We start from the raw sequence: 24,892 nt of genomic DNA, 5'->3' as shown, positions 1-24,892 counted from the left end.
GCTCGGCGCGGCATCTCCGATTCTCGGTCCTCCCGCCGTCCCCGGGCAATGGGCCGGGCGCCCGTTCGTGTCCGCGTCTGTGCTTTGCTGGAGGGATGACCGCCGATGCTCCACGGACCCCTGTCGTCGCCCCGCTGCCGCGGGAGGCGATCGCAGCCCACGTCGAGTCCGTCCTCGCCGCGGACCTCCCGCCGATCGTCGCCGCCGGCCACCCGGTCCTGCGCCGTCCCGCGCAGGACTACGAGGGAGAACTCGACGACGGCACCCTCGTCCGGCTGATCGCCACCATGCGCCGTGTCATGCACGCTGCACCGGGCGTGGGCCTCGCCGCACCGCAGATCGGCCTCCCCCTGCGGATCGCCGTCCTCGAGGACCAGGGGACCGCCGATCCGGTGGTCGCCGCGGTGCGGACCCGCGCTCCCCTGCCCTTCACCGTCCTCATCAACCCGCGCTACGCGGCCGTCGAGGACAAGCGTGATGCGTTCTACGAAGGCTGCCTCTCCGTGCCCGGCTACCAGGCGGTCGTCGAGCGACACCACCGCATCGAGGCCACCTACACGCAGCCGGACGGCCGCACCGTCACCACGGGGTTCCAGGGCTGGCCGGCGCGGATCGTCCAGCACGAGACGGATCACCTCGACGGGATGCTCTACCTCGACCGGGCGATCCTGCGCTCGCTCACCGCCAACCAGGAGCACCATCGGTGGGCCCAGCCGACGGTCGACGAGGCGCGGCGGGGCCTCGGCTTCTGACCCCGCCGGCCCGCACTCCTACCGGTCCGCGACGACCGGAGGGTTCGCCGTCGTGGGCAGGTACTTCGCCCACCAGCGGAGGATGTGCTCGAAGCGCTGCCTACGGTGCCACGGCGACCCCGACCGGGACAGCTCGTGCGTCTCCCCCGGGAACACGAGCAGCTCCGTCTCCACGCCCTGCTTCTTCAGGGCCGTGTAGTACCGCTGGGCCTGCTCGATCGGGCACCGCAGGTCCTCCTCGGAGTGGATCACGAACGCCGGCGTCCGCACGTCGGCGATCTTCGCGAACGGGTTCTGCCCCGCGACGTGCGCCGGATCGGTGCCGGTGTACTCCTCGGAGAAGAACCAGCCGATGTCGGACGAGCCGACGAAGGACGGCGGATCGAGGTAGCCCCGCTCCACGATGGCCGCCCGGAAGCGGTGGTCGTTGGCAATGGTCCATGCCGTCAGGTAGCCGCCGTAGGAGCCGCCCATGACGCCGAGCCGTTCCCTGTCCAGGGCGTCGAAGTCGGCGAGCGCGCCGTCGACGTAGGCGAGGACGTCGTCGAGGTCCACGGTGCCCATGGCCTCCTTGATCACGCGTGCGTGGGCCTGACCGTAGCCGGACGCACCGCGCGGGTTGCACAGCAGGACGGCGTAGCCGGCTGCCGCGTACACCTGGGCCTCGTCGAAGTACCCCCAGCCGTACTGGGCGAACGGTCCGCCGTGGATGACGAGGAGCACCGGATGCGGTCCCTCGCCCTCGGGCAGGACGACCCACCCGTGCACAGGGGTGCCGTCGGGCCCGGTGTAGGTGCGTTCCTGCAGCTCGCCGACGCGCGTGTCGGCGCGCAGGGCGGCCGAGAAGTCGGACACGGTACGCAGGGAGCCGCCCTCGACGACGGCGACGTCCCCGGACGTCCCCGGGTCGGTGTAGGAGACGACGACGGTGCTGCCGGTCGATGCGGCCCCGTCGACGACGGTGGGCCCCGTGACGAGGGTGTCCGACACCCCTCCGGCGGAGACGCGCAGGAGCTCCCCCATCCCACGGGAGCGGTTGAACACGAGCACGGAGTCGGGGCCGTCCGGCATGATCTCCTGGACGTCCCCGAAGTCGATCGTCTCCGGATCGGTCAGGCGCCGGACGTCCTGCGGGTCCCCCAGCGGCAGGACGTAGAGGGCCGTGTTGCGGGCGACGAAGTCGAGGCCCGACGGCGACAGGTCCGTGGCCAGGAAGAACAGCGAGGCCCCGTCGGCGCTCGGTCGCGGTGCGCCGCAGCCGAGGCGCGTGTCCCCGCCCTGGTTCGTGAGCTGCCGGGAATCCCCGCCGTCGAGGTCGATCGAGTGGACGTCGGTCACGAGCGTCGAGTCCGCGTCCGGCTGGAGTGCAGCGGTGAAGAAGATCCTGCGGCCGTCCGCGGAGAAGACGGGCTCCACGTGGTCGGCGTCGGCCGTGGTGAGCCGGGTCGCCTTCGGGACGGCGCCCTCGTCCTCGAGGGCGCCCGGGCCTTCCTTGTGCTGCTCCTTCAGGCGGCCCACCGCTGCGACGAAGGGTTCCGTATCCGGATGGGGTATCGCCACCGAGAACAGCTGCGAGCGCTTGTCCGTGACGTAGCCGAGGCCGTTCATCCGGTACTTGTACTGCGTGACCAGGCGCGGATCCTCCAGCCCGGCACCGACGCCGTCGATCGTCCCGTAACGCCCGTGCTCGGGCACCCGCGCGGCGAAGACCACCGTCCGCGAGTCGGGGGAGATGTCGAACCGGCCCACCCCGAGGGGCTGGTCCGTCACCTGGACGGGCTCCCCGCCCGAGGCACGGACGGCGAACAGCTGGGGCTTGCCCTCGGGCGCCGCCCGGAGGAACAGGAGGAGCTCGCCGTCGGGCGAGTAGCGCGGTGCGGTGTCGCGGAAACCGCGGGTCAGACGACGGCGGGGGCCGCCGTCGAGCGGGATCTCCCACAGCTGGCCGACGTAGGAGTCGGCGCGGAGGTCCGGGCGGGTCGCGGCGACGACGAGCCGTGTGCCGTCCGGGTGGAGGGTCGGGGCGCCGGTGGTGGTCAGGAGTTCTATCTGGTCAGGTTTCACCCTCCCGATCAGACCCGAAACAGTGGCCTGAGTCAACGGGTAAGCCGCGGTCCCCTGCCTAGGATGGGACGATGCCCGCACTCCCCCTGCACCTCCTGACCTGCCCGGTCTGCACGCGCGCGCTGCAGGACGTCGGCCGCACCCTGGCCTGCGAGCACGGACACCGCTTCGATGCGGCACGCCAGGGCTACGTCAACCTGCTGACCGGCAAGGGCTCCCCGTTCGAGGGTGACACGGCCGAGATGGTCGAGGCCCGGGAGGCGTTCCTGGGCTCGGGCCACTATGCGCCGCTGCGCGAATCGGTGGTCGCGGCCGCCGTGCAGGGCGCAGGGGCGCCGGCGGTGGCGCTCGACGCCGGGGCGGGGACGGGCTACTACCTGGAGGGCCTCGCCGCGGCGGTGCCCGGTCTGTTCCCCGTCGCGCTCGACATCTCGAAGATCGCCCTCCGCCGCGCGGCGAGGCGCCTTCCGGGCGGCGTCAGCATCGTGTGGGACGTCTGGCGACCGCTCCCCCTGGCCGACTCGTCGGTGGACGTGCTCCTCAACGTCTTCGCGCCGCGGAACGTCGGAGAGTTCGTGCGGGTACTGGCACCCGGCGGCCGCCTCGTGGTCGTCACCCCGCGGCCGGGTCACCTCGCCGGCCTCGAGGAGGTGGGGCCGCTCCTGTCCGTGCCGGCCCAGAAGGCCGACGACGTGCGGGCGGCCTTCCACGGCGCCCTCGTGGAGACGCGACGCGAGGACCTCGACTACACCATGACCCTGCCGCGGGACCTCGCCCGCTCGGCGCTCGTGATGGGCCCCGCCGCGCACCACCCGGGCGCGGCGGGCACGACGACGCCCGACGGGCAGCGCGCCCCGGTGGAGGTGGCTGCGCGCTTCACCGTGCAGGTCCTCGCCCTCGCCGGACGGGCCGGGGGCGGCGAGGAGTGCAGTACGCTTCCCGCCGACGGCACGGATGGGTAACAACTCCGCGATCGGGGCCACCGATCCCTAGGTTATGCCGGACCCGTTTGCCATGATGGGAACAGCGCTCCGATCAGGTGCGCCAAGGGAGGGATTGCTCGATGGACTGGATGATCGCCAACGGCTGGATCTTCTGGCTGGTCCTGTTCCTGGGACTGGCCGTGGTGGAGACCCTCACCCTCGACCTGCTCTTCATCATGCTCGCCGTTGGGGCGATGGCTGCCCTGGTGGCCTACTTCATGGGCGCGGGCCTCGTCCTCCAGATCGTCGTCTTCGCGGTCGTGTCCCTCCTGATGATCCTGCTCGTCCGGCCCGTGGCGGTCCGCCATCTCAAGAGGGGCCCGGAGGACCAGCTGAACAACATCGACCGCCTCGTGGGTGCCGCGGCCGTCGCCCTCGAGCCCGTGACCGCGCACTCCGGCACCGTGAAGATCGGCGGGGACACCTGGACGGCGCGGTCGGCCGACGGCGCCTCCCTCCCGGTCGGGGCCCGCCTGGCCGTCGCGAGGATCGACGGCGCCACGGCCGTCGTCGAGCCCGCATCCGAGCGCCCCGCCCCTCCGGTCGCCGAGCCGTGATCGCGCGCCGCTAGCTGTCACGCTCTCCGGCCGGACGGCCGGGCGGAGCGCACCCACCACAACAAAGGGGATACATGAACGCCTCCGCAGGAACGATCGGGGTCACCCTCCTACTGATCGTCCTCATCATCTTCGTCCTGGTCATCCTCGTGAAGTCCGTTCGGATCATCCCGCAGGCGCGCGCGGGAGTGGTCGAGCGCCTCGGCAAGTACCAGCGGACGCTGAATCCCGGACTCACGATCCTCATCCCGTTCGTGGACCGGCTCCTGCCGTTGCTCGACCTCCGCGAGCAGGTCGTCTCCTTCCCGCCCCAGCCGGTGATCACCGAGGACAACCTGGTGGTGTCCATCGACACCGTGGTGTACTTCCAGGTCACCGACCCCCGCGCGGCCACCTACGAGATCGCCAACTACATCCAGGCCGTCGAACAGCTGACGACGACGACCCTCCGGAACGTGGTCGGCGGCCTGAACCTCGAAGAGGCCCTGACCTCGCGCGACCAGATCAACGGCCAGCTCCGCGGCGTCCTCGACGAGGCGACGGGCCGGTGGGGGATCCGGGTGGGACGCGTGGAACTCAAGGCCATCGACCCGCCCCACTCCATCCAGGACTCCATGGAGAAGCAGATGCGCGCCGAGCGTGACCGCCGCGCGGCCATCCTCACCGCGGAGGGCACCAAGCAGTCGCAGATCCTCACGGCGGAAGGCCAGCGCCAGGCCGCGATCCTCGCGGCCGAAGGCGACGCGAAGGCGGCGATCCTCCGGGCGGACGGCGAGGCCCAGGCCATCCACAAGGTGTTCGACGCCATCCACAAGGGGAATCCGACGCAGAAGCTCCTCGCCTACCAGTACCTGCAGACCCTCCCGAAACTCGCCGACGGCTCCGCGAACAAGCTCTGGATCATCCCGAGCGAGGTCGGCGAGGCGCTGAAGGGGATCGGCAACGTCCTGGGCACCACCACACCCGACTCGCCGTCCGACGGTCCGGAGCTCGCGACCCGCACGTGAGCGGCTCCCCTGTATAGTTAGATGTTTGCCCGTGCGCCCGCAGGAACAACACCGAGGCGTGCGGTGTTATGCAGACAGCTTCCGCGTCGCCTTCCGGCGGCGACGGTCCCGGCCCGTGCCGGCGGCACGGACCGGTCGATACGTCCGGTGAAACAACAGCGGCAACGGTCCCCGGCGACGGGGGCAAGGGTGACTAGGAGAACAACATGAGCGATCGCAGCCTGCGCGGCATGCGCCTCGGTGCGCAGTCGATGGAAACGGAGTCCGGCGTCGAGCCCGCTCCCCGACAGCGCGTGGAGTACCGGTGCGAGGACGGCGAACGGGTGTTCGTCACGTTCTCCTCCGAGGCCGACATCCCGGCGACCTGGGTCTCGAAGACCGGCAAGGAAGCCCTTCTCGTCGACGGCGAGAAGCCCGACACCTCGAACGACAAGCCGGTGCGTACCCACTGGGACATGCTCCTCGAGCGCCGTTCGGTCGAGGAACTCGAGCAGATCCTGCAGGATCGCCTGACGATCCTCCGCGAGCGTCGCGGTGAGCGCCGGTCCGCCTAGGCCGCACACGCTCCGAAGGGAAAGGCACCCGCCGCGGCGGGTGCCTTTCTTGTGCTGTCGTCCCGGTCTCAGGCCCGGCCGCTGAGCTTCGCCCAGCGTGCCCGGAGGCCCCACCGGGTCACGTTGGCGATCGCCTCGACGACGATGTTCCCGCTCATCTTCGAGTCCCCGAGCTCCCGCTCCACGAAGGTGATCGGTACCTCGACGATGGTCAGGCCCAGGCGCGCGACCCTGAAGGTCATGTCGACCTGGAAGCCGTAGCCCACCGAGTCCACCGCCGCGAGGTCGAGCGCCTCGAGCGTGGAGCGCCGGAACGCGCGGAAGCCGGCGGTGATATCGCGCACCGGCAGGCCCAGCATGAGCCGCGAATAGGTGCTTCCACCGCGCGAGAGGAGTTTCCGGTGCAGGGGCCAGTTGACGACGCTGCCGCCGCGGACCCAGCGGCTGCCGATCACGAGGTCGGCCCGGTGCACCGCGTCGAGGAGGCCCTGCAACTGCTCGGGCCTGTGGGAGCCGTCGGCATCCATCTCGACGAGGACGTCGTAGTCCCGCTCCAGGCCCCAGCGGAACCCGGCGATGTAGGCCGCCCCCAGGCCCTCCTTGCCCGTCCGGTGCAGCACGTGCACCTGGTCGTCGGCGGCGGCCGCCCGGTCGGCGAGGTCACCCGTGCCGTCCGGGCTGTTGTCATCCACGATGAGCACGTCCGAGGCCGGCACGGCGGCGCGCAGGCGGGCCAGGGTCACCGGCAGCGACTCGATCTCGTTGTACGTGGGGATGATCGTGACGACTCGCACGCAGGTGGGGCCTTTCCATCGGGATGCGCATCGCGCAGGACTGCTCCGGACGCGGAGCCAGTCTGCAAGTATAGGCGACCGGGGCGGCAAGGCCTTCGGGGAGAGCACTCGGGCAGGCCCGCACACCTTCGTACCGGTGCCCGCAGTGTGCGGCCATCGTTTTCTACTGGCGTGTGGACCTGCCCTTCGAATGCCGGCTCCGGTGAGATGGGCAACGCGCGCCATAAGAGAAGGCCGATGCGTTGCGCTTTGCGGAGACCAGCCAGGTTCCCTCCCGCAGGAGTTCCTCTAACCCGTTCTCAAGAGCTTACGTGCTGTGGAGGACGTGTCAACAACCCCCTGACCTGCGGAAACGTGTTCCGGTGCAGGTCAGGGGGCTGTTCGGTTCCTCCACCGGATGTGGGGTGACGGGCGCGGCGTCAGGCGTCCGCGAAGCCCCTGGCGATGTACAGGCGGTGCCCGTCGTGGACGGTTTCCAGGCACTCCGGTGCGTTCTCGGTATCGAGCGCCGGCAGCAGCGGCGTGCCCGCCCGGGGGTCGGTGCTCCAGGACTGCACCCGGTTGTCCGGGGTCTGCACCATCAACTCGTCGACCTTCCAGACCGCGAAGGAAGCGGGGGTCCCCGGCGCGAGCTGTCCCATCAGGGGGCTGCGTCCGGCGAGCCGCCAGCTCGCGCGCGTGTGGGCGATGAACGCGGCACGCGCCGAGATGGTCTCCGAGGCGTTGCTGTGGCGGAGGCAGGCCCGCACCGAGGCCCAGGGGTCGAGCGGCGTGACCGGGCTGTCGGAACCCAGTGCCACGAGCACGCCCGCGGACAGGAGCGAGGCGAAACGGTTCATGCCCGTGCGCCGCTCCCCCAACCGCTGGGCGTACAGGCCGTCCTCGGCGCCCCAGAGAGCGTCGAAGGCCGGCTGACCGCTGACGGCCACGCCGTAGTGCACCAGGGAGGCGATCGCGGCGTCGTCGGCGAGTTCCACGTGCTCCAGGCGGTGGCGGGCGCGGCGTACCTCGTCCACACCCAGTTCCCGTGCTGTCCGCTCGAGACCCTGCAGGACGACGTCGAGCCCGGCGTCCCCGATGACGTGGAAGCCGGCCTGGACCGTCTCGGCCGTCGCGGCGAGCAGGTGACCGGCGACGTCGTCCGCGCTGAGGTAGAGGGTGCCCCGGCTCCCGGGCGCGTCGCCGTAGGGGTCGCGGAGGGCCGCGGTGCGGGAACCGATCGACCCGTCGACATTGAGGTCCCCGGCGAGACCCGCGAGGCGTCCGCCGAAGCCCAGCATGAGCTCGCGCACCTCCTGTCGCGAGGACGTCAGCTGCGCCCAGTAGGGGATGACCTCGGGCAACGGCAGCTCGCGTGCCGGGCCGTCGATGGAGAGCAGTGTCTCCAGGTCCTCGAGGGGCGCGATGTGCGGGGCGGCCATCTCCGTGAGCGCGACGTAGCCGCGGGAGGCGGCATGGAGCAGGGCCGCCTGCTGGTACGTGCGCCGCTGCTCCGCCGACAGGCTCCGGGTGGCCCGGCGGGCGGCTTCGTGGGCGTCCCGGACCACGAAGCCGTCGTCCCAGCCGTCCGTGCCCGCGAGGCCGAGGCCCGCCGCCAGCGCGCCCGAGACGGCGGCCGAGTGGATGTCGGCGCGCACGAGGTAGACGAGGGCGCCGTCGCCGGCGCGATCGAGCTCCGCGGCGGTCGGCACCCGGTTCTCCGGCCACCGGGACTCGTCCCAGCCGAACCCGAGGATCGTGGAGGCGCCGGAGGACGCCGCAGCCGACACGGCATCGAGCAGTTCCTGCAGTGAACGGCACCCCGTGAGGTCGATCGATCCGAGGGCGATGCCCGTCTCGGTGGTGTGCGTGTGTGCGTCCACGAACCCGGGGGCGATGAGGGCGCCGTCGAGGTCCACGGTCCGGACGCCCGGGCCGGTGAGGTTGGCGGCGGCGTGCTCGGTTCCGACCCACGCCACCGTCCCGCCGTCCACGAGCATGGCGGTGGCGAAGGGGTCGGCGGGGCTGTAGACGGACCCGTTGCGGTACAGGACGGGCGTGGGGCGCTCAGGAGTTGGCATGGGGGTGCTGGACGGCTTTCTGTGGAGGGCGTGTCCGACGGCGGGGACTCACTCGCTGATGTTCGAGTATGCCACCACGCCCCGACGGACCAGGGCGATCGCGCGCTTGCAGGTCTGCTGCAGGTTCCCGGGGAGGTCGGGCACCTTCGCGAGCTGGTCGAGGAGGTCGATGACCTGCTTGGACCAGCGCACGAAGTCACCGGCCGCCAGTTCGGTCCCGCTCAGGGCGGCCTGGAGGGACCGGCCCTGCGCCCACTTGAACATCGGCCACACGAGCGAGAGCTCCGGTTCTCCGGTGACGGGGAGCCGGTGCTGCTCCTCGACGTCGTTGAGCTGCGACCACCGGCGGATGATCGTCTCGACGGACCCTTCCAGCGCCACGCTCGGCATGACCGGGCGCAGGCCCCGTTCCTCGCGCTTGGCCTGGTACACGAGCACGGTGATGACCGCGGCGAGCTCGGCGGCGTCGAGGTCGCTGAACGCGCCCTCCTCGATGCACAGGGCGATCAGGAGGTCCTTCTCCCCGTAGATCCGCCGGAGCTTCTGGCCGGAGGCGCTGACGACGACGCCGTCGTCGGTGTATTCGAGGTAGCCGTAGTGCCCGAGGACCTCGGAGACGCGGTCGAAGGTCTTGGCGATCGTGTTCGTGCGGCCCCGGATCTGGCCGGCGAGCCTGTCCGTCTCGCGGCGCAGCTTCCCCCAGCGCTCGGCCCAGCGCGCGTGCTGTTCGCGTTCGCTGCAGCCGTGGCAGGGATGGGCGCGGAGTCGGCGACGGAGGTCCGTGATCGCGCGTTCCTCCGCGGCTGCCGACGCCGAGTACCCGGCGGACACCCGGTCGGCACCCTGGCGGGGCGGCCGGTTCTCCTGCAGCGCATTCCGGAGGGACGAGGTGAGGTCGCGCCGGTCCTTCGGGCTGCGCGCGCTGAAGTGCTTGGGGATGCGGATGCGGGAGAGCACCTCGACGGGCCCGTCGAGGTCCTGCACGCCGACGCGGCGGATCTGCGTCTCGAGCGTGAGGACCGTGGGGCGGGGTTCCCTCGACGTGTCGCCGTCCAGCACCACGGCGAACCCCTGGCTGCGCCCGCCGGGCACGTCGATCACGTCCCCGGGCCGCAGGGATTCGAGGGAGGACTCGGCCGCGGAGCGCAGCGTCCGGGACCTGTCCCGGGACGCCCTCGATTCGAGCTCGGACAGTTCGCGCCGCAGGTTCGCGTACTCGCGGAAGTCCCCGAGGTGGCACGTCATGGACTTCTCGTAGCCCTTGAGGGAATCTTCGCGGCTGCGCACCTGCTTCGCGAGACCCACCACGGAGCGGTCCGCCTGGAACTGCGCGAAGGAGGTCTCGAGGATCTCCCGGGACCGTTCCTGACCGAACTGGGCCATGAGGTTGATGCTCATGTTGTAGGTGGGGCGGAAGCTCGAGTTCAGCGGATAGGTGCGCCGTGAGGCGAGGCCCGCCACCGCTCCCGGGTCCGTACCGGGCTGCCACAGGACGACGGCATGGCCCTCGACGTCGATGCCACGCCGCCCGGCCCGGCCCGTGAGCTGGGTGTACTCCCCCGCCGTCACGTTCACGTGGGCTTCACCGTTGAACTTGTCGAGCTTCTCCAGCACCACGGTGCGGGCGGGCATGTTCACGCCGAGGGCGAGGGTCTCGGTGGCGAACACGGCCTTGACGAGACCCGCGGCGAACAGCTTCTCGACGATCTCCTTGAAGGTCGGCAGCATCCCGGCGTGGTGGGCGGTGAAGCCGCGGATGAGGCCTTCGCGCCACGTCCAGAACCCGAGGATCTCGAGGTCGTCCCGGGGGATGTCCATCGTGGCGGCGTCGACGGTCTCGCTGATCTCGTCGCGCTCGTCCTCCGTGGTGAGCCACAGGCCGGCGTGCAGGCACTGGGTGACGGCGGCCTCGCACCCGGCCCTGGAGAAGATGAAGGTGATGGCCGGGAGCAGGTCCGAGCGGTCCAGGGCCGCGATCACCTGGGGCCTCGTGGCCCGGCGGACCATCGTCGTCGGGGGCGGCCCGCCCCGGCCGTTGCGCTGCCTGCCGCGCCGGCCGCCGGCACCCCACCCCGCGCGCTGGTTCATCCGGATCTCGCTGCTGGCCAGTTCGAGCAGCTCGGGGTTCACGTCGTACTGGTCGCGGGCGCCGGCTTCCGCCCCGGCGGGCGCCGCCTCGTCGAAGGCGACGTCGCCGGCGAACAGGTCCACCAGGTCGTGGCCCACCATGACGTGCTGCCAGAGGGGAACGGGCCGGTGCTCGGACACGACGACGTCGGTGTCCCCCCGCACGGTGTCGAGCCATGCGCCGAATTCCTCCGCGTTGGACACGGTGGCACTGAGGGACACCAGCTTCACCTCGGTGGGCAGGTGGATGATCACTTCCTCCCACACGGCGCCGCGGAAGCGATCGGCCAGGTAGTGCACCTCGTCCATCACCACGTACCCGAGGTTGTCCAGGGCGTCCGAATTGGCGTAGAGCATGTTGCGCAACACCTCGGTGGTCATCACGATCACGTCGGCATCACCGTTGATGCTCGTGTCCCCCGTGAGCAGTCCTACGCGGTCGCTGCCGTGTACGGCGGCCAGCTCCGAGTACTTCTGGTTGCTGAGCGCCTTGATGGGCGTGGTGTAGAAGGCCTTGAGGCCGTGCTGCAGCGCCATGAAGACCGCGAATTCGCCGACCACCGTCTTGCCGGCCCCGGTGGGTGCCGCGACGAGCACTCCCCTGTCGGCCTCGAGTGCGGTGCACGCTTCCCGCTGGAACGGATCGAGCTCGAAGTCGAGGGTCTGTTCGAAATGGAACAGCTGCGTCCGGGAGTGGTTCGTGCGGGCCCTTGCAGCTGCGTATCTCTCCGCGGGGGTGTTCATCATTCCAGCCTAGACGCTCCGCAGGTACCGGGCACGCGGTGCCCGGCGGCGGGCCCGGCCGGGGACCTCGCTTGCCGGAGGGCGTTCCCGCGTGCCTCGGCCTAGAGGGCGTCGAGGGGGGTGGCGGTGTCGGCGGTGGCGTCGACGGCGGCCTCGCGGGCCGCGGTGCGGCGGGCCCGCCGCTTGTCGTTGAGCAGGCACAGTCCGATCGCGAGGAAGAACAGCAGCAGCAGGGGCACCGCGAGGTAGAACATGCTCAGCGCGTCTCCGCCGGGCGCCGCCATCGCGGCGAACAGGCAGACCAGGAACACGGTGATGCGCCAGGCCTTCAGGACCTGCCTGCCGGAGATCAGGCCCACCATGTTCAGGCCCACCAACACCACGGGGAGCAGGAACGCGATCCCGAAGGCCAGCATCAGCCGCAGCACGAACGCGAAGTACACCGAGACGCTGATGTAGTTGGAGAAGTCCTCCGGCGTGAACTCGGTCAGCACCCGCACGGCGTTGGGAAGGATCAGCCACGCCAGGGCGATGCCGGCGAGGAACAGGGGGAAGGCGACGGCGATGAAGGCCAGCGCGATCCGGCGTTCCTTGGTCTTCAGCCCCGGCGTGATGAACGCCCACAGCTGGTACAGCCAGACCGGGCTGGAGAGCACCAGGCCCAGGAACACCGAGACCTGGATGAGGAGGTCGAACGGGGAGGCCGCGCTGTCGAAGTTCAGCGACGCCGTGCGGCCCTCCTGCTCGTTGATCGCGATGATCGGGGCGGCCAGGGCGCGCAGAACCGGCTCGTAGACGAAGAAGCCCAGCACGGTCGCGACGATCACCGCGACCGCGGACTTGAACAGCCGGTTACGGGCCTCTCGGAGGTGCTCCTTCAGGGCCATCCGCCCCTCGGGGTTGGCCTTCCTGCCGCGCTTGCGCGCCGATGCGGGTGACACGAAAGGAGATCCTGCCTACTGGCTGGTGTGCGAGCTACCGCTCTGCTGCGACGGACCCGCGGAACCCTGGGCGTCGGTGCCGGCGACCCGGGCATCGGTGGCCGGGGACGTGGTGTGGGGCTGCTGCGCAGCACCCTGCGGCGGAATGGGATTCTGGGCCGGCGCCTGGTAGGTGGGCGTGTAGGTCTGCGCGGTGGTGTGCGGCGCGGGAGTGTTCACCACCCGGCCCTCGACGGGATCCGTGCCGGTCTCACCCGTGTTGTTCTCGTCCTTCATCTGCTTCACCTCGGACTTGAAGATCCGCAGGGACTGTCCCACGCTCCGTGCCAGTCCGGGCAGCTTCGGCGCGCCGAACAGGACGATCGCAAGAACGATGATGATGACGATGTGCCAGCCTTCGAGCCTCATGCCCATTTCCTCTCGTTGGTTCACCCTCGAGTTTAGTTCACAGGTGGGGCATGTCCTGCAGGAGCTGCGGTTGTTCGCGCTCGGCCCGCTTCGCGACGCGGCGCGCGCGGCGGTCGTCGATGCGGCGGGTCCTCGCCAGGTCCCGGGCCGCGCGGACCGTCGCCGGAGCCGTGAAGACGGCCGGGACGGGGATGCCCGGCGCTCCCGGGCGGGCCGCTGCCGCTCCGTCGTCGACGGCGTCGGCGGAGGGCGCGTCCACCTGCAGGCGGTCCATGGCTTCCCCGAATTCACGGAGTGTTCGCATTCCGCGGCGGAAGACGCGGAAGCCGACGACGACGAGGAAGATCACGCTGACGGCCACCAGCGCGACCCACAGCACGATCCACATCCACCAGAGCATGACCCCAGTCTAGGCCAGTGGCTGGTGTGCGCGGGCGGCCTCGAGCCAGCGGAGGGTCTCCTCGCGCAGTTCGGGCGGAGCGATGACCGCCGCCGACCCTCCGAGGCCGGCCACGAGGCCCGGGATCCAGGTGCTGGACGCGATCTTGAGGCGCGCCACCAGTCGGTCCTCGCCGAGCTCCTGCACGGCGTCGGCGTTGTACTGCGCCGCGATCCAGCGGGCCCGGGGCTCGAGCAGCAGCGTGACGGTGAGATCGGCGTCGCCGGAGCGGTAGGGCGAGACGCTCCGGCGGTCCCGGGCGAGGAACTCCTCGTCCAGGGCCGCGGTGGCCGGCTGTTCCGTCAGGGTGGCCCGCTGGATGCGGTCCAGCCGGAAGTTCCTCAGCCCGTCGGAGTCCACGCTCCAGGCCTCGAGGTACCACGTGTCCTGGTGCAGGAAGATGCGGACCGGTTCGAGGAGGCGGTGCGTGATCTCGTCGCGTGTCGGCACGAAGTAGTCCACGTCCACGCGCACGTTCGAGTGCAGGGCGGCCTGCAGGACCTCGAGCGTCGGGTCGACGTCGTCCTCCGTGAGCTTGGTGGCCACGGCCGTCCCGATGCGCGCCGCGTCGCCGGTCGCGGCGGTCAGCTTGGTCTGGGCGCTGACGATCGCCTCGTTGTTCCTCATGCCGGGGAGCTCCCGGAGGGCCTGCAGTCCCACGATCAGGGAGCATGCCTCGTCCATGCTGAGCTTCACGGGCTCGGCGAGGTCGCGCGCGTTGGTGAGGTAGATCCTGTCGTCCTCGATGTTCACGTCCATCAGCCCGTCGGGGTAGTGGCGCGGTCCGCTGACGAACAGCAGGTCGAGGTCCTTGGTGAGTTGGCTCTCGGTCACGTCGAACCTGCGCGCGGTGTCCCCGACGTCCGCCCCCGGATGCGCCAGGAGGTACGGGACGAGGTCGAGCAGGCGCAGCAGGTGGTCCTGGGAGGAGGACTTGCGGCGGGGCGCCGGGCGGGCATGTCCGGTGATCTCGAGGTGTTCGGGCGCCCCGAGGGCCGCCTCGTGGGCCCCGTCGAGGAGCCGGAGGACCTCTGCCGCCAGTTCCGGGGGCTCCTCGACCCGGGCATTGGTGCCCAGCCCCGCGATGGTCGCGGCCATGGGACTCGATGCCGCATACGGCACCCGGAGGACGTCCCACTCCTCCCCCGTCTGCACGATCTCGGTGTCCTTGCGGACGCGCAGCACCTGGCAGGAGCCGGGCCGCGCCGCGATCACGGCGGTGCGGTCGGGTTCGCTGCGCGACAGGGAGGACAGCGTCTGGTTCATGTCGAAGGACGGCGGGACCTCGAACGTCCCCTGCAGGATGACGGGCTCGCCGGTCATGCGTGAGAGGCGGAAGAAGCGCTCGGCCTTGCGGGTGGTGTCGAAGCCGACCACGTACCAGTGGCCGAAGCGCGCGCCCATGCCCCAGGGGTGCACCGTGCGTACCTCCTCACGACCCGTGCTCGCGGCGCGGTAGGGGAACCGGAGGGGGGCGCGGGAGGTGAGGGCCTGCCACACGGTGTCCCAGTAGGGCGCGTCCGTGGTGATGCGGGGCTGGATGAGCGGGGTGAGCTCGATGCCGCCGTCGATGCTGCGGGAGCTGAGCTTCCGGAGGGCGCGGGACGCCGCGGAGTCGAGCGAACCCTGGTCCCAGACGCCGCCGGCGAGGTTGAGGACGGCGTACTCCTCGGGCAGGAAGGTCACGCCGCCGAGCCGGTAGTCCTCGGCGCTGATCCGGTACCGCTGCACGGTGTTGTCGTTGTCGAACAGGGCGTCCTCGCTGAAGGCCTCCAGTGGGATGCCCTGCTCGCGCAGGGCGGCCTTGTCGCGGTCGAAGAGCTTCTCGCGGGCCGCGACCGACGTCGCCTCCCGGTACAGGTCGATCTCCTCGAACAATTCCTCCTTCGTGAACCCGCGGCGGCTCGACAGGAGCATGATCACGAGGGTGAGGAGGCGTTCGGTACGTTTTGCGGACACGGTGAAACCCTACCTTCACGGGAGCGGCGGAAGGGACGTACCCCGACCGTGGTCGACGTACGTCCCTTCCGTGTGGTGGTGCGGGGGCGCGGCCGCCGGGTCGCGGCCGCGCGGGTGGTGCTAGCGGACGCCGAGCAGGTCCACGACGAAGATCAGCGCCTCGTTGGGGCCGATCGCCGATCCTGCGCCGCTGGCGCCGTAGGCGAGGTGGGAGGGGATCTCCAGGCGGCGGCGGCCGCCGACCTTCATGCCGAGGAGTCCCTGGTCCCAGCCCTGGATGACCTGCCCGACGCCGACCTTGAAGTCGAGCGGGGCGCCCCGGTTCCAGGAGGCGTCGAATTCCTCGCCCGTGGAGAAGGCCACGCCGACGTAGTGGGTGGACACGGTGTTGCCGGGCTTCGCCTCGTCACCCGTCCCCGTGATGATGTCCTCGATCACGAGGTCGGTGGGGACGTCGTGGGAGGGGAAGTCGATCTCGGGCTTCTGGCGGTCGAATTGGCGGTGGCCGAATGACATGGGTACTCCTTGGGTTCGGTGGTGGGTGGTGCTACTCGGCGGCGGTCTTGCCGGTGATCTCGACGTAGAACACGAGGGTGCCGGAGGGGCGTCCCTCGGGGGCCGGGTCGCCGTAGCCCCAGGCTCCGGGGATGACGAGGAGGACCTGGGAACCGACCTTCTGCCCGGCGAGGCCCTTGGTCCAGCCCTCGATCACTCCGGTGAGCGGGAACTCGGCGGCCTCGCCGCGCTCGTAGCTGGAGTCGAACTGCTCGCCGTCCTCCCAGCGCCATCCGCTGTAGTTGGCGGTGATGGTATCGGCCTCGGTCACTTCCTCGCCCGTACCCTCCTTGAGGACCTTCACCACGAGGTCCTCCGAGGGCTCGTTGTCGGGGATGGTGACCGTGGGCGCGCCCTTGTCATCGAAGGTGAACGTGGGCAGCTGGCCGTCGTCGTCGAGCTTCTTGACGTCTTCCGGTGAGAGGACCTCGGGCTCGGGCGGAGGCTGCTCGGCCGAGATGACCTTCAGGACGATCAGCTGTTCCGGGGTGGCCTGCTGGCCCTCCGCGGGCTCGGGAGCGGGTCGGGTGTAGGCCACCTGCGCGCCGACCTTCGAACCCGTCAGGACCTCGTACAGCTCGGCGTCCTGCTCCTTGAGCATGTCGTCGACGGGGAGGACCTGGGGGTCGCCCTGGCTGTAGGTGTCACCGAGGACCTCGCCGTCCTCGGCATTGAGCGACACGAGCTGGTAGCGCACCTGTTCGCCGGCCTCGATCGCGTCCCCATCTCCCTCCACGACGGTCTTCACGGCCACACCGGTGATGTCGAGTGGTTCGTCGAACTCGACGGTCGGTGCCTCTTCGTCGGTTCCGCCGGTCACGGCGACCGACTCGAGGATCTCGGCGGCGCCGGCGGACGTCCCCGACGCGTCCCCTGACGAGTCCCCCGTCAGGTCGTCCGTCGTGGGCCCGCCACAGGCTGACAGGAACAGCGTGAGTGCAAGGGAGGTTGTGAGTACTTTTCGCACGAAGCTACTTTCGGGTTGGTGTCCGGTCCGCCCGTGGAACAAAGGGCCCTGACAAGCCTAACGGCAACGGGGGCCGGGTTGCTCCTGTGAATGTCCCGCCAGCACCCTGACAGGACCCTGCGGACGGGATGACGGGCACGGCCGCGGAGGCCGGCGGGCAGCGCCCTCGCCGTCACAGCTGCTGCAGGAGTGCCTCGACGCGCTCGTCGACGGAGGCGAAGGGGTCCTTGCAGAGGATGGTCTGCTGCGCCCTGTCGTTGAGTTTGAGGTGCACCCAGTCGACCGTGTAGTCGCGGTTCGCCTCCTTGGCGCGCCGGACGAATTCTCCGCGGAGGCGCGCCCGGGTGGTCTGCGGAGGGACGTCCACCGCCTCCTTCACCGCCGTCTCCTCGACGACGCGGGCGGCCTCCCCTCTGGCCTGGAGGAGGAAGAACAGGCCGCGCGTGCGGGAGATGTCGTGGTAGGTGAGGTCGAGCTGGGCGGCCTTCGCCGAATCGAGGTCGTCGCCGGAGCGCGCCAGGTAGCGGTCGATCAGCTTCTTCTTGATCGCCCAGTCGACCTCCCGGTCGATGCGCGCGGTGTTCCCCGTCTCCACCGCGTCCAGGACGCGTTCCCACAGGTCCAGGATGGCGGGCACGTGCTGGTTGTGCGCGCCGTCCTGCTCCACGAACGCCGTCGCTTTCGCCAGGTACTCGCGCTGCATCTCGAGCGCGGTCATATGGCGGCCGTTGGCGAGTTTGAGGAGCTGCCGGCCCGTGAGGTCGTGGGAGATCTCGCGGATGCTGCGGATCGGGTTCTCCAGCCGGTAGTCGCGCATCAGCTCCCCCGCCTCGACCATCCGCAGCAGCAGGTCCACGGAGCCCACCTTGAGCAGCGTGGTGGTCTCGGACATGTTGGAGTCGCCGGCGATGACGTGCAGCCGACGGTAGTGCTCGGCATCGGCGTGCGGCTCGTCCCGGGTGTTGATGATGGGCCGCGAGCGGGTCGTGGCGGAGGAGATCCCCTCCCACAGGTGGTCCGCGCGCTGGGAGAAGGCGTAGATGGACCCGGTCTGGGTCTTCAGGACCTTGCCGGCCCCGACGAGCAGCTGGCGTGTCACGAGGAACGGGATGAGGATGTCGGCGAGCCGGGCGAACTCGAGCTTGCGCGGGATGAGGTAGTTCTCGTGGCTGCCGTAGGAGTTGCCGGCGGAGTCGGTGTTGTTCTTGAAGAGGTAGATCCGCCCGTCGTAGCCCTCATGGGACAGCTTCCGCTGCGCCTCGGAGACGAGATCCTCCAGGATCAGCTCGCCGGCGCGGTCGTGGGCGACGAGCTGCGCGAGGTCGTCGCACTCCGCCGTCGCGTATTCGGGGTGGGACCCGACGTCCAGGTACAGCCGGGACCCGTTGGTCAGGAAGACGTTCGAGGACCTGCCCCAGCTGACGACCTTCCGGAAAAGGTAGCGGGCCACCTCCTCGGGGGACAGCGGGCGGGAGTTGGGCCCCGAGTAGGAGATGCCGAACTCGGTCTCGACCCCGAAGATGCGCCGGTCCATCAGCTGTCCTGTCCGCCCTGGAGCATGGTCTCGAGTTCGGGTCCGCCGATCCGGCGGAACGCGCGATGGCTGCCCCGCAGGGTGTCCGGGTCGCGTTCGAGGAAGGCGACCTCGAGGACGGAGGGATCGAGGGCGGGAGTGCCTGGTCGGTCGCTGTCGGCCCCCGCGGGAGTCGCGAGGGCGCGGGCGGCGGCCCGCACGCCGTCGGTCAGGCCCACGTCCGCGGACCAGGTGCCGCGGAGGGCGCCGACGACGGCGTCGGCCGCGCCGCCCATGACCACGAACCCGGCCTCGTCGGCGATCGAGCCGTCGAAGGTGAGGCGGTAGAGATGGTCGGCGTCCTGGATGCGCCCCACCTCGGCGACCACGAGCTCCACCTCGAAGGGCTTGCTCTCGGCGGTGAACACGGCACCGAGGCTCTGCGCGTACACGCTGGCGAGCCCGCGTGCCGTGACGTCCTCGCGCGCGTAGGAGTACCCGCGGACGTCGGCGTAGCGGACCCCGGCCTGGCGGAGACTCTCGAACTCGTTGTACTTGCCGACCGCCGCGAAGGCGATGCGGTCGTAGATCTCGCCGAGCTTGTGCAGGGAGGGCGACGGGTTCTGGGCGACGAGGGCGATGCCGTCCCGGCAGCTCATCACCACCACCGACCGGCCCCGCCCGATGCCCTTGCGCGCGAAGTCGGCGCGGTCCTTCATCAGCTGTTCGGGCGAGACGTAGAACTGCTGGGTCATGGCCTATGCCTCCCGGCCCGCGGAGGAACGGGCGTCGATGATGGTGTGCGCGACGGCTTCGAGGTCACGCTCCGGGACGCGACGCGTGCCGGCCGCGTCCACGACGTACATCACGGGCCACAGGCCGCGCACGATGTCGGGTCCGCCGGTCGCGGAGTCGTCGTCCGCGGCGTCGTAGAGGGCTTCGACCGCGACGTGGACGGCGGACGCCTCGTCGAGGCGCGGGTTCCACAGTTTCTTCAGGGCCCCCCGGGCGAAGACCGAGCCGGATCCGATGGAGTGGTGTTCGTGCTCCTCGTAGCGGCCTCCCGTGACGTCGAACGAGAAGAGGCGCCCGAGGTGCCGGTCCGTGTCGAAGCCGGCGAAGAGCGGCACGACGGCGAGGCCCTGCATGGCCATCGGGAGGTTCTGCCGGACCATCGCCGCGAGGCGGTTGGCCTTGCCGTCCAGGCTCATCATGGTCGCCTCGATCTTCTCGTAGTGCTCCAGCTCCACCTGGAAGAGCCGCGCCAGGTCGACGCCGATGCCGGCGCTGCCGGCGATCCCGAGCACCGAGGAGCGATCCGCAGGGAACACCTTCTCGATGTGGCGGCTGGCGATCACATTGCCCATCGTGGCCCGACGATCGCCGGCCATGAGCACGCCGCCCGGGAAGGTGAGCGACACGATCGTCGTCGCGTGCGGGGCGAGATGGGAGGCGTCGGAGGTCGCCGTGACCGGCCCGAGGATCCGGTTCGACGGCAGCATGCCCGGATGGTGCGCGCCCAGGTAGTCGGCGAAGGACGTCGAGGCGGCCCGCGGGACCGCTGCCGCGGCATCATCCGGAAGCATCCGCTACTGGCCGCCCTTCTGCACGAAGCCGCGGACGAACTCCTCCGCATTGGACTCGAGGACGCCGTCGATCTCGTCGAGGAGGTCGTCCACGCCCTGGGTCTGGCTGGAATCCTGCGCCGCCGCGGGAGCCGCGGGGGCGGCGTCGGGGAGGTCCTCCTCCTCCGCTGCGGAGGAGGCGCCGCTGGTGTTTCTGCGGTCCTGTGTCGCCACGGTATCCACCCTTTCCGTCGTCGTCATCAATTCGGTGGTCAGGCTCCTATGGTGCCACGCGCCGATCCGGGCCGCTCAACAATCGGGCGAGGAAATCCTCGGCATCCGTGGCTGCATCGAACAACGCCCCGGTGAGCGCCTCCGTGCCGCGCAGCGGTTCGCGGGTCTGGACACGCTGCAGCCGCCGCTCCCCCGGGAGCTCGAAGATCAGCGAGTCCCAGCTCGCGCCCACCACTTCGGCGGGGTATTCGGCGATGCACCGGCCGCGGAAGTAGGCGCGCGTGTCCCGGGGCGGTTCGACGGCCGCCCGCGCGACGTCGGCGGGATCGACGAGGAGCTCGATGTCGCCCCGGCGGGCCAGCCGCTGGTAGATGCCCTTCTCGGGCCGCAGGTCGGCGTACTGCAGGTCGATGAGCGCGAGCCGGGGATCCGTCCATGCCAGGCCGTCCCGTGCCCGGTACGCCTCCAGGACCTTCAGCTTCGCGATCCAGTCGACCTCGCGGGCCGCCTCCATCGGATCGCGCCGCAGCGTCGCCAGCAGCGCCTGCCAGCGGTCGACGACGTCGCGGGTCTGCCGGTCCGCGTCCGCCGGCAGCGCGGCCAGGACCGCGTCGCAGTAGAGTTCCTGCAGCTGGAGCCCGGTCAGGCTCCGCCCGTCCTTCAGCCTGACCTCCACCGTCAGCGAGGGGTCGTGGCTGATGGCACGCAGCGCCTCGACCGGGTCCTCGAGTTCGGGTACCGGCGCGAGGCCCTGCTCGATGAGGGACAGGACGAGGGCGGTGGTCCCCACCTTCAGGTAGTTCGACACCTCGCTCAGGTTGGCATCGCCGATGATGACGTGCAGCCGCCGGTACTTCTCCGCGACCGCGTGGGGCTCGTCCCGCGTGTTGATGATCGGGCGCCGCACGGTCGTCTCGAGGCCGATCTCGTTCTCGAAGAAGTCGGCCCGCTGGCTGATCTGGAAGCCGGGCTCCTGGTTCACGGGGCCGAGGCCCACGCGACCGGCGCCGCAGATGACCTGGCGCGAGACGAAGAAGGGGATGAGCGCTTCGGCGAGCTTCGAGAAGGGCACGCTCCGGGGGACGAGGTAGTTCTCGTGGGAGCCGTAGGAGACGCTCTTGTTGTCGGTGTTGTTCTTGTAGAGGATCACGGGCGAGAAGCCGGGAGTGGTCCTGATGCGGTCCATCGCGGCGACGGCCACATGGTCCCCGGCGCGGTCCCAGAGGACGGCGTCGAGGGGATTGGTGACCTCGGGCGAGGAGTACTCCGGGTGGGCGTGGTCCACGTAGAGCCGGGCGCCGTTGTTGAGCACGAGGTTCATGAGCACGGCGACCTCGGCGGGCTCCCCGCGCTCGAGGGCGATCTGTTCGGCGGTGAGCTCCACGGGTTCGTCCGTCAGCTGGCTCGGGTGGGCACTGCCGCGGTCCATCCGGAAACCGCGGGCATCGGTCAGCGGCGTCTCGTCCGTGTAGTCCCAGCGCGTGCCCACGAGGTTGCCCAGCCCCTCGCGCAGCGTGGCGGCGTAGGCGTTGACCACCTGCGAGGACAGCAACGTGGGGTTCGCCGACGGCAGGGCCGGCGCGATGATGCCGTACTCGGTCTCGGTCCCCATGACACGGTGGACGGAGACACCGTCACCGACGGCGGGCAGCTCCCCCGGCCGTCCGGCTCCCCGTCCACCCGTGACGATCACAGATACTGGCCCGTGTTCGCCGTCGTCTCGATCGACTTGCCCGGCTCCTGCCCGGCCTTGCCCTGCACGATGGTGCGGATGTACGTGATGCGCTCACCCTTCTTGCCGGAGATGCGCGCCCAGTCGTCCGGGTTCGTGGTGTTGGGCATGTCCTCGTGCTCGCGGAACTCGTCCACCACGGCCCGCATCAGGTGCTCGATGCGCAGGCCCTTGCTGCCGTCGAGGAGGAGGTCCTTGATGGCGTACTTCTTGGCACGGTCCACGACGTTCTGGATGACCGCTCCGGAGTTGAAGTCCTTGAAGTAGAGCATCTCGGTGTCCCCGTTGGCGTAGGTCACTTCGAGGTACTCGTTGGACTTGTCCGTCGAGTACATCTGTTCGACCGTGCGCCGGATCATCTCGGCGATGGTGGTCTGGGGGTCGTTGCCGTTCTCGGCGAGGTCGTCCGCGTGCAGCGGCAGGTCCGCCGTGATGTACTTCGCGAAGATCTCGGCGGCGCCCTCGGCGTCGGGCCTCTGGATCTTGATCTTCACGTCCAGGCGCCCCGGCCGCAGGATGGCCGGGTCGATCATGTCCTCGCGGTTGGAGGCACCGATGACGATCACGTTCTCGAGCTTCTCGACGCCGTCGATCTCGCTGAGCAGCTGCGGCACGATCGTCGTCTCGACGTCGGAGGACACACCGGTACCGCGGGTACGGAACAGGGAGTCCATCTCGTCGAAGAACACGACGACGGGGCTGCCGTCCGAGGCCTTCTCCCGTGCGCGGGCGAAGATGAGGCGGATGTGGCGCTCGGTTTCGCCGACGTACTTGTCCAGCAGCTCGGGGCCCTTGATGTTGAGGAAGTAGCTGCGGATCTGCTCGACGCCGGCGCGTTCGGCCGCGCGGGCAGCCAGCGAGTTGGCGACGGCCTTCGCGATCAGGGTCTTGCCGCAGCCCGGCGGTCCGTACAGGAGGATGCCCTTGGGCGGCTTGAGTCCGTGTTCCCGGTAGAGGTCGGGGTGCAGGAACGGGAGTTCGACCGCGTCGCGGATCTGCTCGATCTGGGGGCCGAGGCCGCCGATGTCGCCGTACGCGATGTCCGGGACCTCTTCGAGCACGAGGTTCTCCACTTCGCTGCGCGGCACCTTCTCCAGGCCGTAGCCGGACTTCGTGTCGACGGCGAGGGCGTCGCCCACGCGGATCTTCTCGGCCTGCAGGGGGCCGCTGAGCTTGATGACGCGTTCGTCGTCCGTGCGCCCCACGACGAGCGCGCGGTCCGCGCCCAGGAGCTCCTTGACGGTGACGATCTCCCCGGCGCGTTCGAAGCCGAGCGCCGCGACGATGGTCAGGGACTCGTTCAGCAGCACTTCCTGACCGGGAGCGAGCTGGCGGACGTTGATGAGCGGGCTGACGGTGACCCGGAGCTTCCGCCCCGACTGCAGGATGTCCGCGGTGTCCTGCACCGTCGCCTCGGTGGTGGTGCCGGGCTCGGAAGGGCGTTTCGGGTTCACCTGCATCACGGTGGCGAAGCTGAACGGGGCCGCGCCCTCCTTCTCGAGGGCCGCCTTCAGCCGGACGATCTCGGTGCGCGCGGCCTCGAGCGCCGCGACGAGCTTCCCGTTGTTCTGGGTGGCCGACCCCAGCTGGCGGTCGATCTGGCGCAGCTTGTCCCGCAGGACGTTCAGCTGGCGTTGCGCGGAGGAGTGGTCGACGAGAGGGGAGGCCGGCTCGCGCGATCCGGCGGCTGGAGCGTGGTCATCGGATTCCGGCATTTCGGTTCGCCACCTTCGGTTCGACCTTCGGCTGTCTTTCGACCTTAGCGCAGACGTCTGTCCGCCATGCGTACTGTTGCTGCGAGGTGACAACGCACGAGGGCGGCCGGTCTCTTCCCGCCGCCCGTGGGCAGGCCTACTCGACGGTGCCGCCGTCGGCGATCGCGTCGCGGCGGGCCTGGGCCTCCTCGGCGGGTAGGGACCCGCGCTGGATGGTGGACGCCGCATCCCGGGCGACGCGGCGCAACCGCTTGTCGGACACGTCGCGCTCCCCCACGGCCTGCGGCGTCCAGGCGTTGAGGTCCTCCTCGCTGAAGCCCGTCTTGGACGGCCGGCGCTTCGGGGTGAAGCCGGTGGCGCCCTCCGCCAGGCGGCGGGTGGTGAGGAGGAACCCGGTGTGCGCGACCATGCGGTGGTCGGGACGCACGGCGAGGCCCTCGAGGTGCCAGCCGCGCACCATTGACTCCCAGGCCTCGGGCTCGGTGAAGCGGCCGTCCGCGCGGATGGCCTCGGCGGTGCGGGAGAGCTGGGTGACCGTGGCCACGTAGCTGATCCAGACGCCGCCGGGGGCCAGGACCGTGGCGACGGCGTCGAGGCACTCCCAGGGGGCCAGCATGTCCAGCACCACGCGGTCCACCGATCCGGGGGCCTCCTGGGCGAGGACCTGTTCCTGGAAATCGCCGAGCGTGATCTGCCAGGCCGGGTGGGGCCCGCCGAAGATGGTCTCGACGTTGCCGCGGGCGATGTCCGCGAATTCCTCGCGGCGCTCGAAGGAGTGCAGGTAGCCGTGGTCGCCCACGGCCCGCAGCAGCGAGATGGACAGTGCGCCGGAGCCCACGCCGGCCTCGACCACGCGTGCGCCCGGGTAGATGTCGGCCATCGTGACGATCTGCCCGGCATCCTTCGGGTAGACGACTGCCGCGCCGCGCGGCATGGACAGGACGAAGTCCGAGAGGAGCGGCCTCAGGGCCTGGTACAGCTGACCGGTGGTGTTCTCGAGGATGGTCCCCTCGGTGGCGCCGATGAGCGCGTCGTGCTGGAGGAAGCCCTTGTGGGTGTGGAATGCGCCACCGGGTGTGAGGGTGATGGTATTCATCCGGCCCTTCTCGTCGGTCAGCTGCACGCGCTCGCCGGCGCGGAACGGCCCGCGGCGGGCTGCTGCACCATGCGGGTCGGCGGATGCTTCGGGTGTGGGGGTGGTGCTCATGGGTGGTCCTTCGGC

Annotated in this window: 22 protein-coding genes; 5 read left to right on the top strand and 17 right to left on the bottom strand. The window is 70.2% G+C overall.

Annotated features, from left to right (window positions below):
• Positions 1-95 precede the first annotated feature (95 nt).
• Complete coding sequence (locus AC4D2F_RS02380; RefSeq protein WP_490909356.1) at positions 96-752, top strand: peptide deformylase; 657 nt, start codon at positions 96-98, stop codon at positions 750-752.
• 18 nt (positions 753-770) lie between these two features.
• On the opposite strand, the gene AC4D2F_RS02375 is transcribed toward AC4D2F_RS02380, so the two are convergent.
• Positions 771-2,816 carry a S9 family peptidase gene (locus AC4D2F_RS02375; RefSeq protein ID WP_490909355.1) on the bottom strand — a complete coding sequence of 682 codons (2,046 nt, stop codon included), beginning with the start codon at positions 2,814-2,816 and terminating at the stop codon, positions 771-773.
• A 71-nt stretch (positions 2,817-2,887) separates the two neighbouring features.
• On the opposite strand from AC4D2F_RS02375, the gene AC4D2F_RS02370 reads away from it, so the two are divergent.
• The 4 genes from AC4D2F_RS02370 (at position 2,888) to AC4D2F_RS02355 (ending at position 5,917) form a co-directional block, all read left to right on the top strand.
• Positions 2,888-3,778, top strand: a complete 891-nt coding sequence (locus AC4D2F_RS02370) for a putative RNA methyltransferase (protein ID WP_490909354.1) — start codon at positions 2,888-2,890, stop codon at positions 3,776-3,778.
• A 101-nt stretch (positions 3,779-3,879) separates the two neighbouring features.
• On the top strand, positions 3,880-4,356 hold the full coding sequence (locus AC4D2F_RS02365) for an NfeD family protein (RefSeq protein WP_104165010.1): 477 nt from the start codon (positions 3,880-3,882) through the stop codon (positions 4,354-4,356).
• A 74-nt stretch (positions 4,357-4,430) separates the two neighbouring features.
• A complete protein-coding gene (locus tag AC4D2F_RS02360; protein ID WP_104165008.1) occupies positions 4,431-5,363 on the top strand; it encodes an SPFH domain-containing protein in 933 nt (310 codons plus the stop codon).
• A gap of 206 nt (positions 5,364-5,569) precedes the next feature.
• Positions 5,570-5,917: an RNA polymerase-binding protein RbpA gene (locus AC4D2F_RS02355; RefSeq protein WP_043445375.1), complete on the top strand. Its 348-nt coding sequence runs from the start codon at positions 5,570-5,572 to the stop codon at positions 5,915-5,917.
• 68 nt (positions 5,918-5,985) lie between these two features.
• Here the strand turns inward: AC4D2F_RS02355 and AC4D2F_RS02350 are convergent, their stop codons facing one another.
• The 16 genes from AC4D2F_RS02350 to AC4D2F_RS02275 all read right to left on the bottom strand — a co-directional run bounded on the left by AC4D2F_RS02350 (position 5,986) and on the right by AC4D2F_RS02275 (position 24,877).
• Positions 5,986-6,711: a polyprenol monophosphomannose synthase gene (locus AC4D2F_RS02350; RefSeq protein ID WP_490909353.1), complete on the bottom strand. Its 726-nt coding sequence runs from the start codon at positions 6,709-6,711 to the stop codon at positions 5,986-5,988.
• 419 nt (positions 6,712-7,130) lie between these two features.
• On the bottom strand, positions 7,131-8,771 hold the full coding sequence (locus tag AC4D2F_RS02345; RefSeq protein WP_490909352.1) for an amidohydrolase: 1,641 nt from the start codon (positions 8,769-8,771) through the stop codon (positions 7,131-7,133).
• Between the two features lie 48 nt (positions 8,772-8,819).
• Positions 8,820-11,642: a DEAD/DEAH box helicase gene (locus tag AC4D2F_RS02340; RefSeq protein WP_490909351.1), complete on the bottom strand. Its 2,823-nt coding sequence runs from the start codon at positions 11,640-11,642 to the stop codon at positions 8,820-8,822.
• A 101-nt stretch (positions 11,643-11,743) separates the two neighbouring features.
• The gene (gene tatC / locus AC4D2F_RS02335) at positions 11,744-12,529 is read right to left on the bottom strand and encodes a twin-arginine translocase subunit TatC (protein ID WP_104165002.1); all 786 of its coding nucleotides are present in this window, start codon (positions 12,527-12,529) and stop codon (positions 11,744-11,746) included.
• Between the two features lie 69 nt (positions 12,530-12,598).
• A complete protein-coding gene (gene tatA, locus AC4D2F_RS02330) occupies positions 12,599-12,991 on the bottom strand; it encodes a Sec-independent protein translocase subunit TatA (RefSeq protein ID WP_490909350.1) in 393 nt (130 codons plus the stop codon).
• 37 nt (positions 12,992-13,028) lie between these two features.
• Positions 13,029-13,391 (bottom strand): hypothetical protein, encoded by a 363-nt coding sequence (locus AC4D2F_RS02325; protein WP_104165000.1) that lies wholly within the window; start codon positions 13,389-13,391, stop codon positions 13,029-13,031.
• A 9-nt stretch (positions 13,392-13,400) separates the two neighbouring features.
• A complete protein-coding gene (locus AC4D2F_RS02320; protein ID WP_104164998.1) occupies positions 13,401-15,389 on the bottom strand; it encodes a helix-turn-helix transcriptional regulator in 1,989 nt (662 codons plus the stop codon).
• A 120-nt stretch (positions 15,390-15,509) separates the two neighbouring features.
• Entirely contained in the window at positions 15,510-15,905 is a 396-nt protein-coding gene (locus AC4D2F_RS02315; RefSeq protein ID WP_490909349.1) for an FKBP-type peptidyl-prolyl cis-trans isomerase, read from the bottom strand.
• Between the two features lie 31 nt (positions 15,906-15,936).
• The gene (locus tag AC4D2F_RS02310) at positions 15,937-16,911 is read right to left on the bottom strand and encodes an FKBP-type peptidyl-prolyl cis-trans isomerase (RefSeq protein ID WP_104164995.1); all 975 of its coding nucleotides are present in this window, start codon (positions 16,909-16,911) and stop codon (positions 15,937-15,939) included.
• A 172-nt stretch (positions 16,912-17,083) separates the two neighbouring features.
• Positions 17,084-18,445, bottom strand: a complete 1,362-nt coding sequence (gene pafA, locus AC4D2F_RS02305; protein ID WP_104164993.1) for a Pup--protein ligase — start codon at positions 18,443-18,445, stop codon at positions 17,084-17,086.
• The gene (gene prcA / locus AC4D2F_RS02300) at positions 18,445-19,179 is read right to left on the bottom strand and encodes a proteasome subunit alpha (protein ID WP_490909348.1); all 735 of its coding nucleotides are present in this window, start codon (positions 19,177-19,179) and stop codon (positions 18,445-18,447) included. Before prcA ends, pafA begins: the two co-directional genes overlap by 1 nt.
• A 3-nt stretch (positions 19,180-19,182) precedes the next feature.
• The gene (gene prcB, locus AC4D2F_RS02295) at positions 19,183-20,010 is read right to left on the bottom strand and encodes a proteasome subunit beta (RefSeq protein ID WP_490909347.1); all 828 of its coding nucleotides are present in this window, start codon (positions 20,008-20,010) and stop codon (positions 19,183-19,185) included.
• Between the two features lie 3 nt (positions 20,011-20,013).
• Positions 20,014-20,223 carry a ubiquitin-like protein Pup gene (locus AC4D2F_RS02290; protein WP_490909346.1) on the bottom strand — a complete coding sequence of 70 codons (210 nt, stop codon included), beginning with the start codon at positions 20,221-20,223 and terminating at the stop codon, positions 20,014-20,016.
• A gap of 46 nt (positions 20,224-20,269) precedes the next feature.
• Positions 20,270-21,835: a depupylase/deamidase Dop gene (dop, locus tag AC4D2F_RS02285; RefSeq protein ID WP_490909345.1), complete on the bottom strand. Its 1,566-nt coding sequence runs from the start codon at positions 21,833-21,835 to the stop codon at positions 20,270-20,272.
• A gap of 77 nt (positions 21,836-21,912) precedes the next feature.
• On the bottom strand, positions 21,913-23,670 hold the full coding sequence (arc, locus tag AC4D2F_RS02280; RefSeq protein WP_104164987.1) for a proteasome ATPase: 1,758 nt from the start codon (positions 23,668-23,670) through the stop codon (positions 21,913-21,915).
• A 136-nt stretch (positions 23,671-23,806) separates the two neighbouring features.
• Complete coding sequence (locus AC4D2F_RS02275; protein ID WP_181033526.1) at positions 23,807-24,877, bottom strand: tRNA (adenine-N1)-methyltransferase; 1,071 nt, start codon at positions 24,875-24,877, stop codon at positions 23,807-23,809.
• Positions 24,878-24,892: the final 15 nt, after the last annotated feature.

Source organism: Arthrobacter sp. TJ-263 (assembly GCF_058269155.1).
Note: the sequence above shows the minus strand (reverse complement) of the source record. Positions and strands in the feature narration are given on the sequence as shown.

Coding starts and splice junctions, on each gene's coding strand:
- prcA (WP_490909348.1), bottom strand. CDS start 19,179: ATGACCCAGCAGTTCTACGTCTCGCCCGAACAGCTGATGAAGGACCGC.
- dop (WP_490909345.1), bottom strand. CDS start 21,835: ATGGGGACCGAGACCGAGTACGGCATCATCGCGCCGGCCCTGCCGTCG.
- AC4D2F_RS02355 (WP_043445375.1), top strand. CDS start 5,570: ATGAGCGATCGCAGCCTGCGCGGCATGCGCCTCGGTGCGCAGTCGATG.
- AC4D2F_RS02380 (WP_490909356.1), top strand. CDS start 96: ATGACCGCCGATGCTCCACGGACCCCTGTCGTCGCCCCGCTGCCGCGG.
- tatC (WP_104165002.1), bottom strand. CDS start 12,529: ATGGCCCTGAAGGAGCACCTCCGAGAGGCCCGTAACCGGCTGTTCAAG.
- prcB (WP_490909347.1), bottom strand. CDS start 20,010: ATGCTTCCGGATGATGCCGCGGCAGCGGTCCCGCGGGCCGCCTCGACG.
- AC4D2F_RS02275 (WP_181033526.1), bottom strand. CDS start 24,877: ATGAGCACCACCCCCACACCCGAAGCATCCGCCGACCCGCATGGTGCA.
- AC4D2F_RS02325 (WP_104165000.1), bottom strand. CDS start 13,391: ATGCTCTGGTGGATGTGGATCGTGCTGTGGGTCGCGCTGGTGGCCGTC.
- pafA (WP_104164993.1), bottom strand. CDS start 18,445: ATGGACCGGCGCATCTTCGGGGTCGAGACCGAGTTCGGCATCTCCTAC.
- arc (WP_104164987.1), bottom strand. CDS start 23,670: ATGCCGGAATCCGATGACCACGCTCCAGCCGCCGGATCGCGCGAGCCG.
- AC4D2F_RS02340 (WP_490909351.1), bottom strand. CDS start 11,642: ATGAACACCCCCGCGGAGAGATACGCAGCTGCAAGGGCCCGCACGAAC.
- AC4D2F_RS02345 (WP_490909352.1), bottom strand. CDS start 8,771: ATGCCAACTCCTGAGCGCCCCACGCCCGTCCTGTACCGCAACGGGTCC.
- AC4D2F_RS02315 (WP_490909349.1), bottom strand. CDS start 15,905: ATGTCATTCGGCCACCGCCAATTCGACCGCCAGAAGCCCGAGATCGAC.
- AC4D2F_RS02365 (WP_104165010.1), top strand. CDS start 3,880: ATGGACTGGATGATCGCCAACGGCTGGATCTTCTGGCTGGTCCTGTTC.
- AC4D2F_RS02360 (WP_104165008.1), top strand. CDS start 4,431: ATGAACGCCTCCGCAGGAACGATCGGGGTCACCCTCCTACTGATCGTC.
- tatA (WP_490909350.1), bottom strand. CDS start 12,991: ATGAGGCTCGAAGGCTGGCACATCGTCATCATCATCGTTCTTGCGATC.
- AC4D2F_RS02370 (WP_490909354.1), top strand. CDS start 2,888: ATGCCCGCACTCCCCCTGCACCTCCTGACCTGCCCGGTCTGCACGCGC.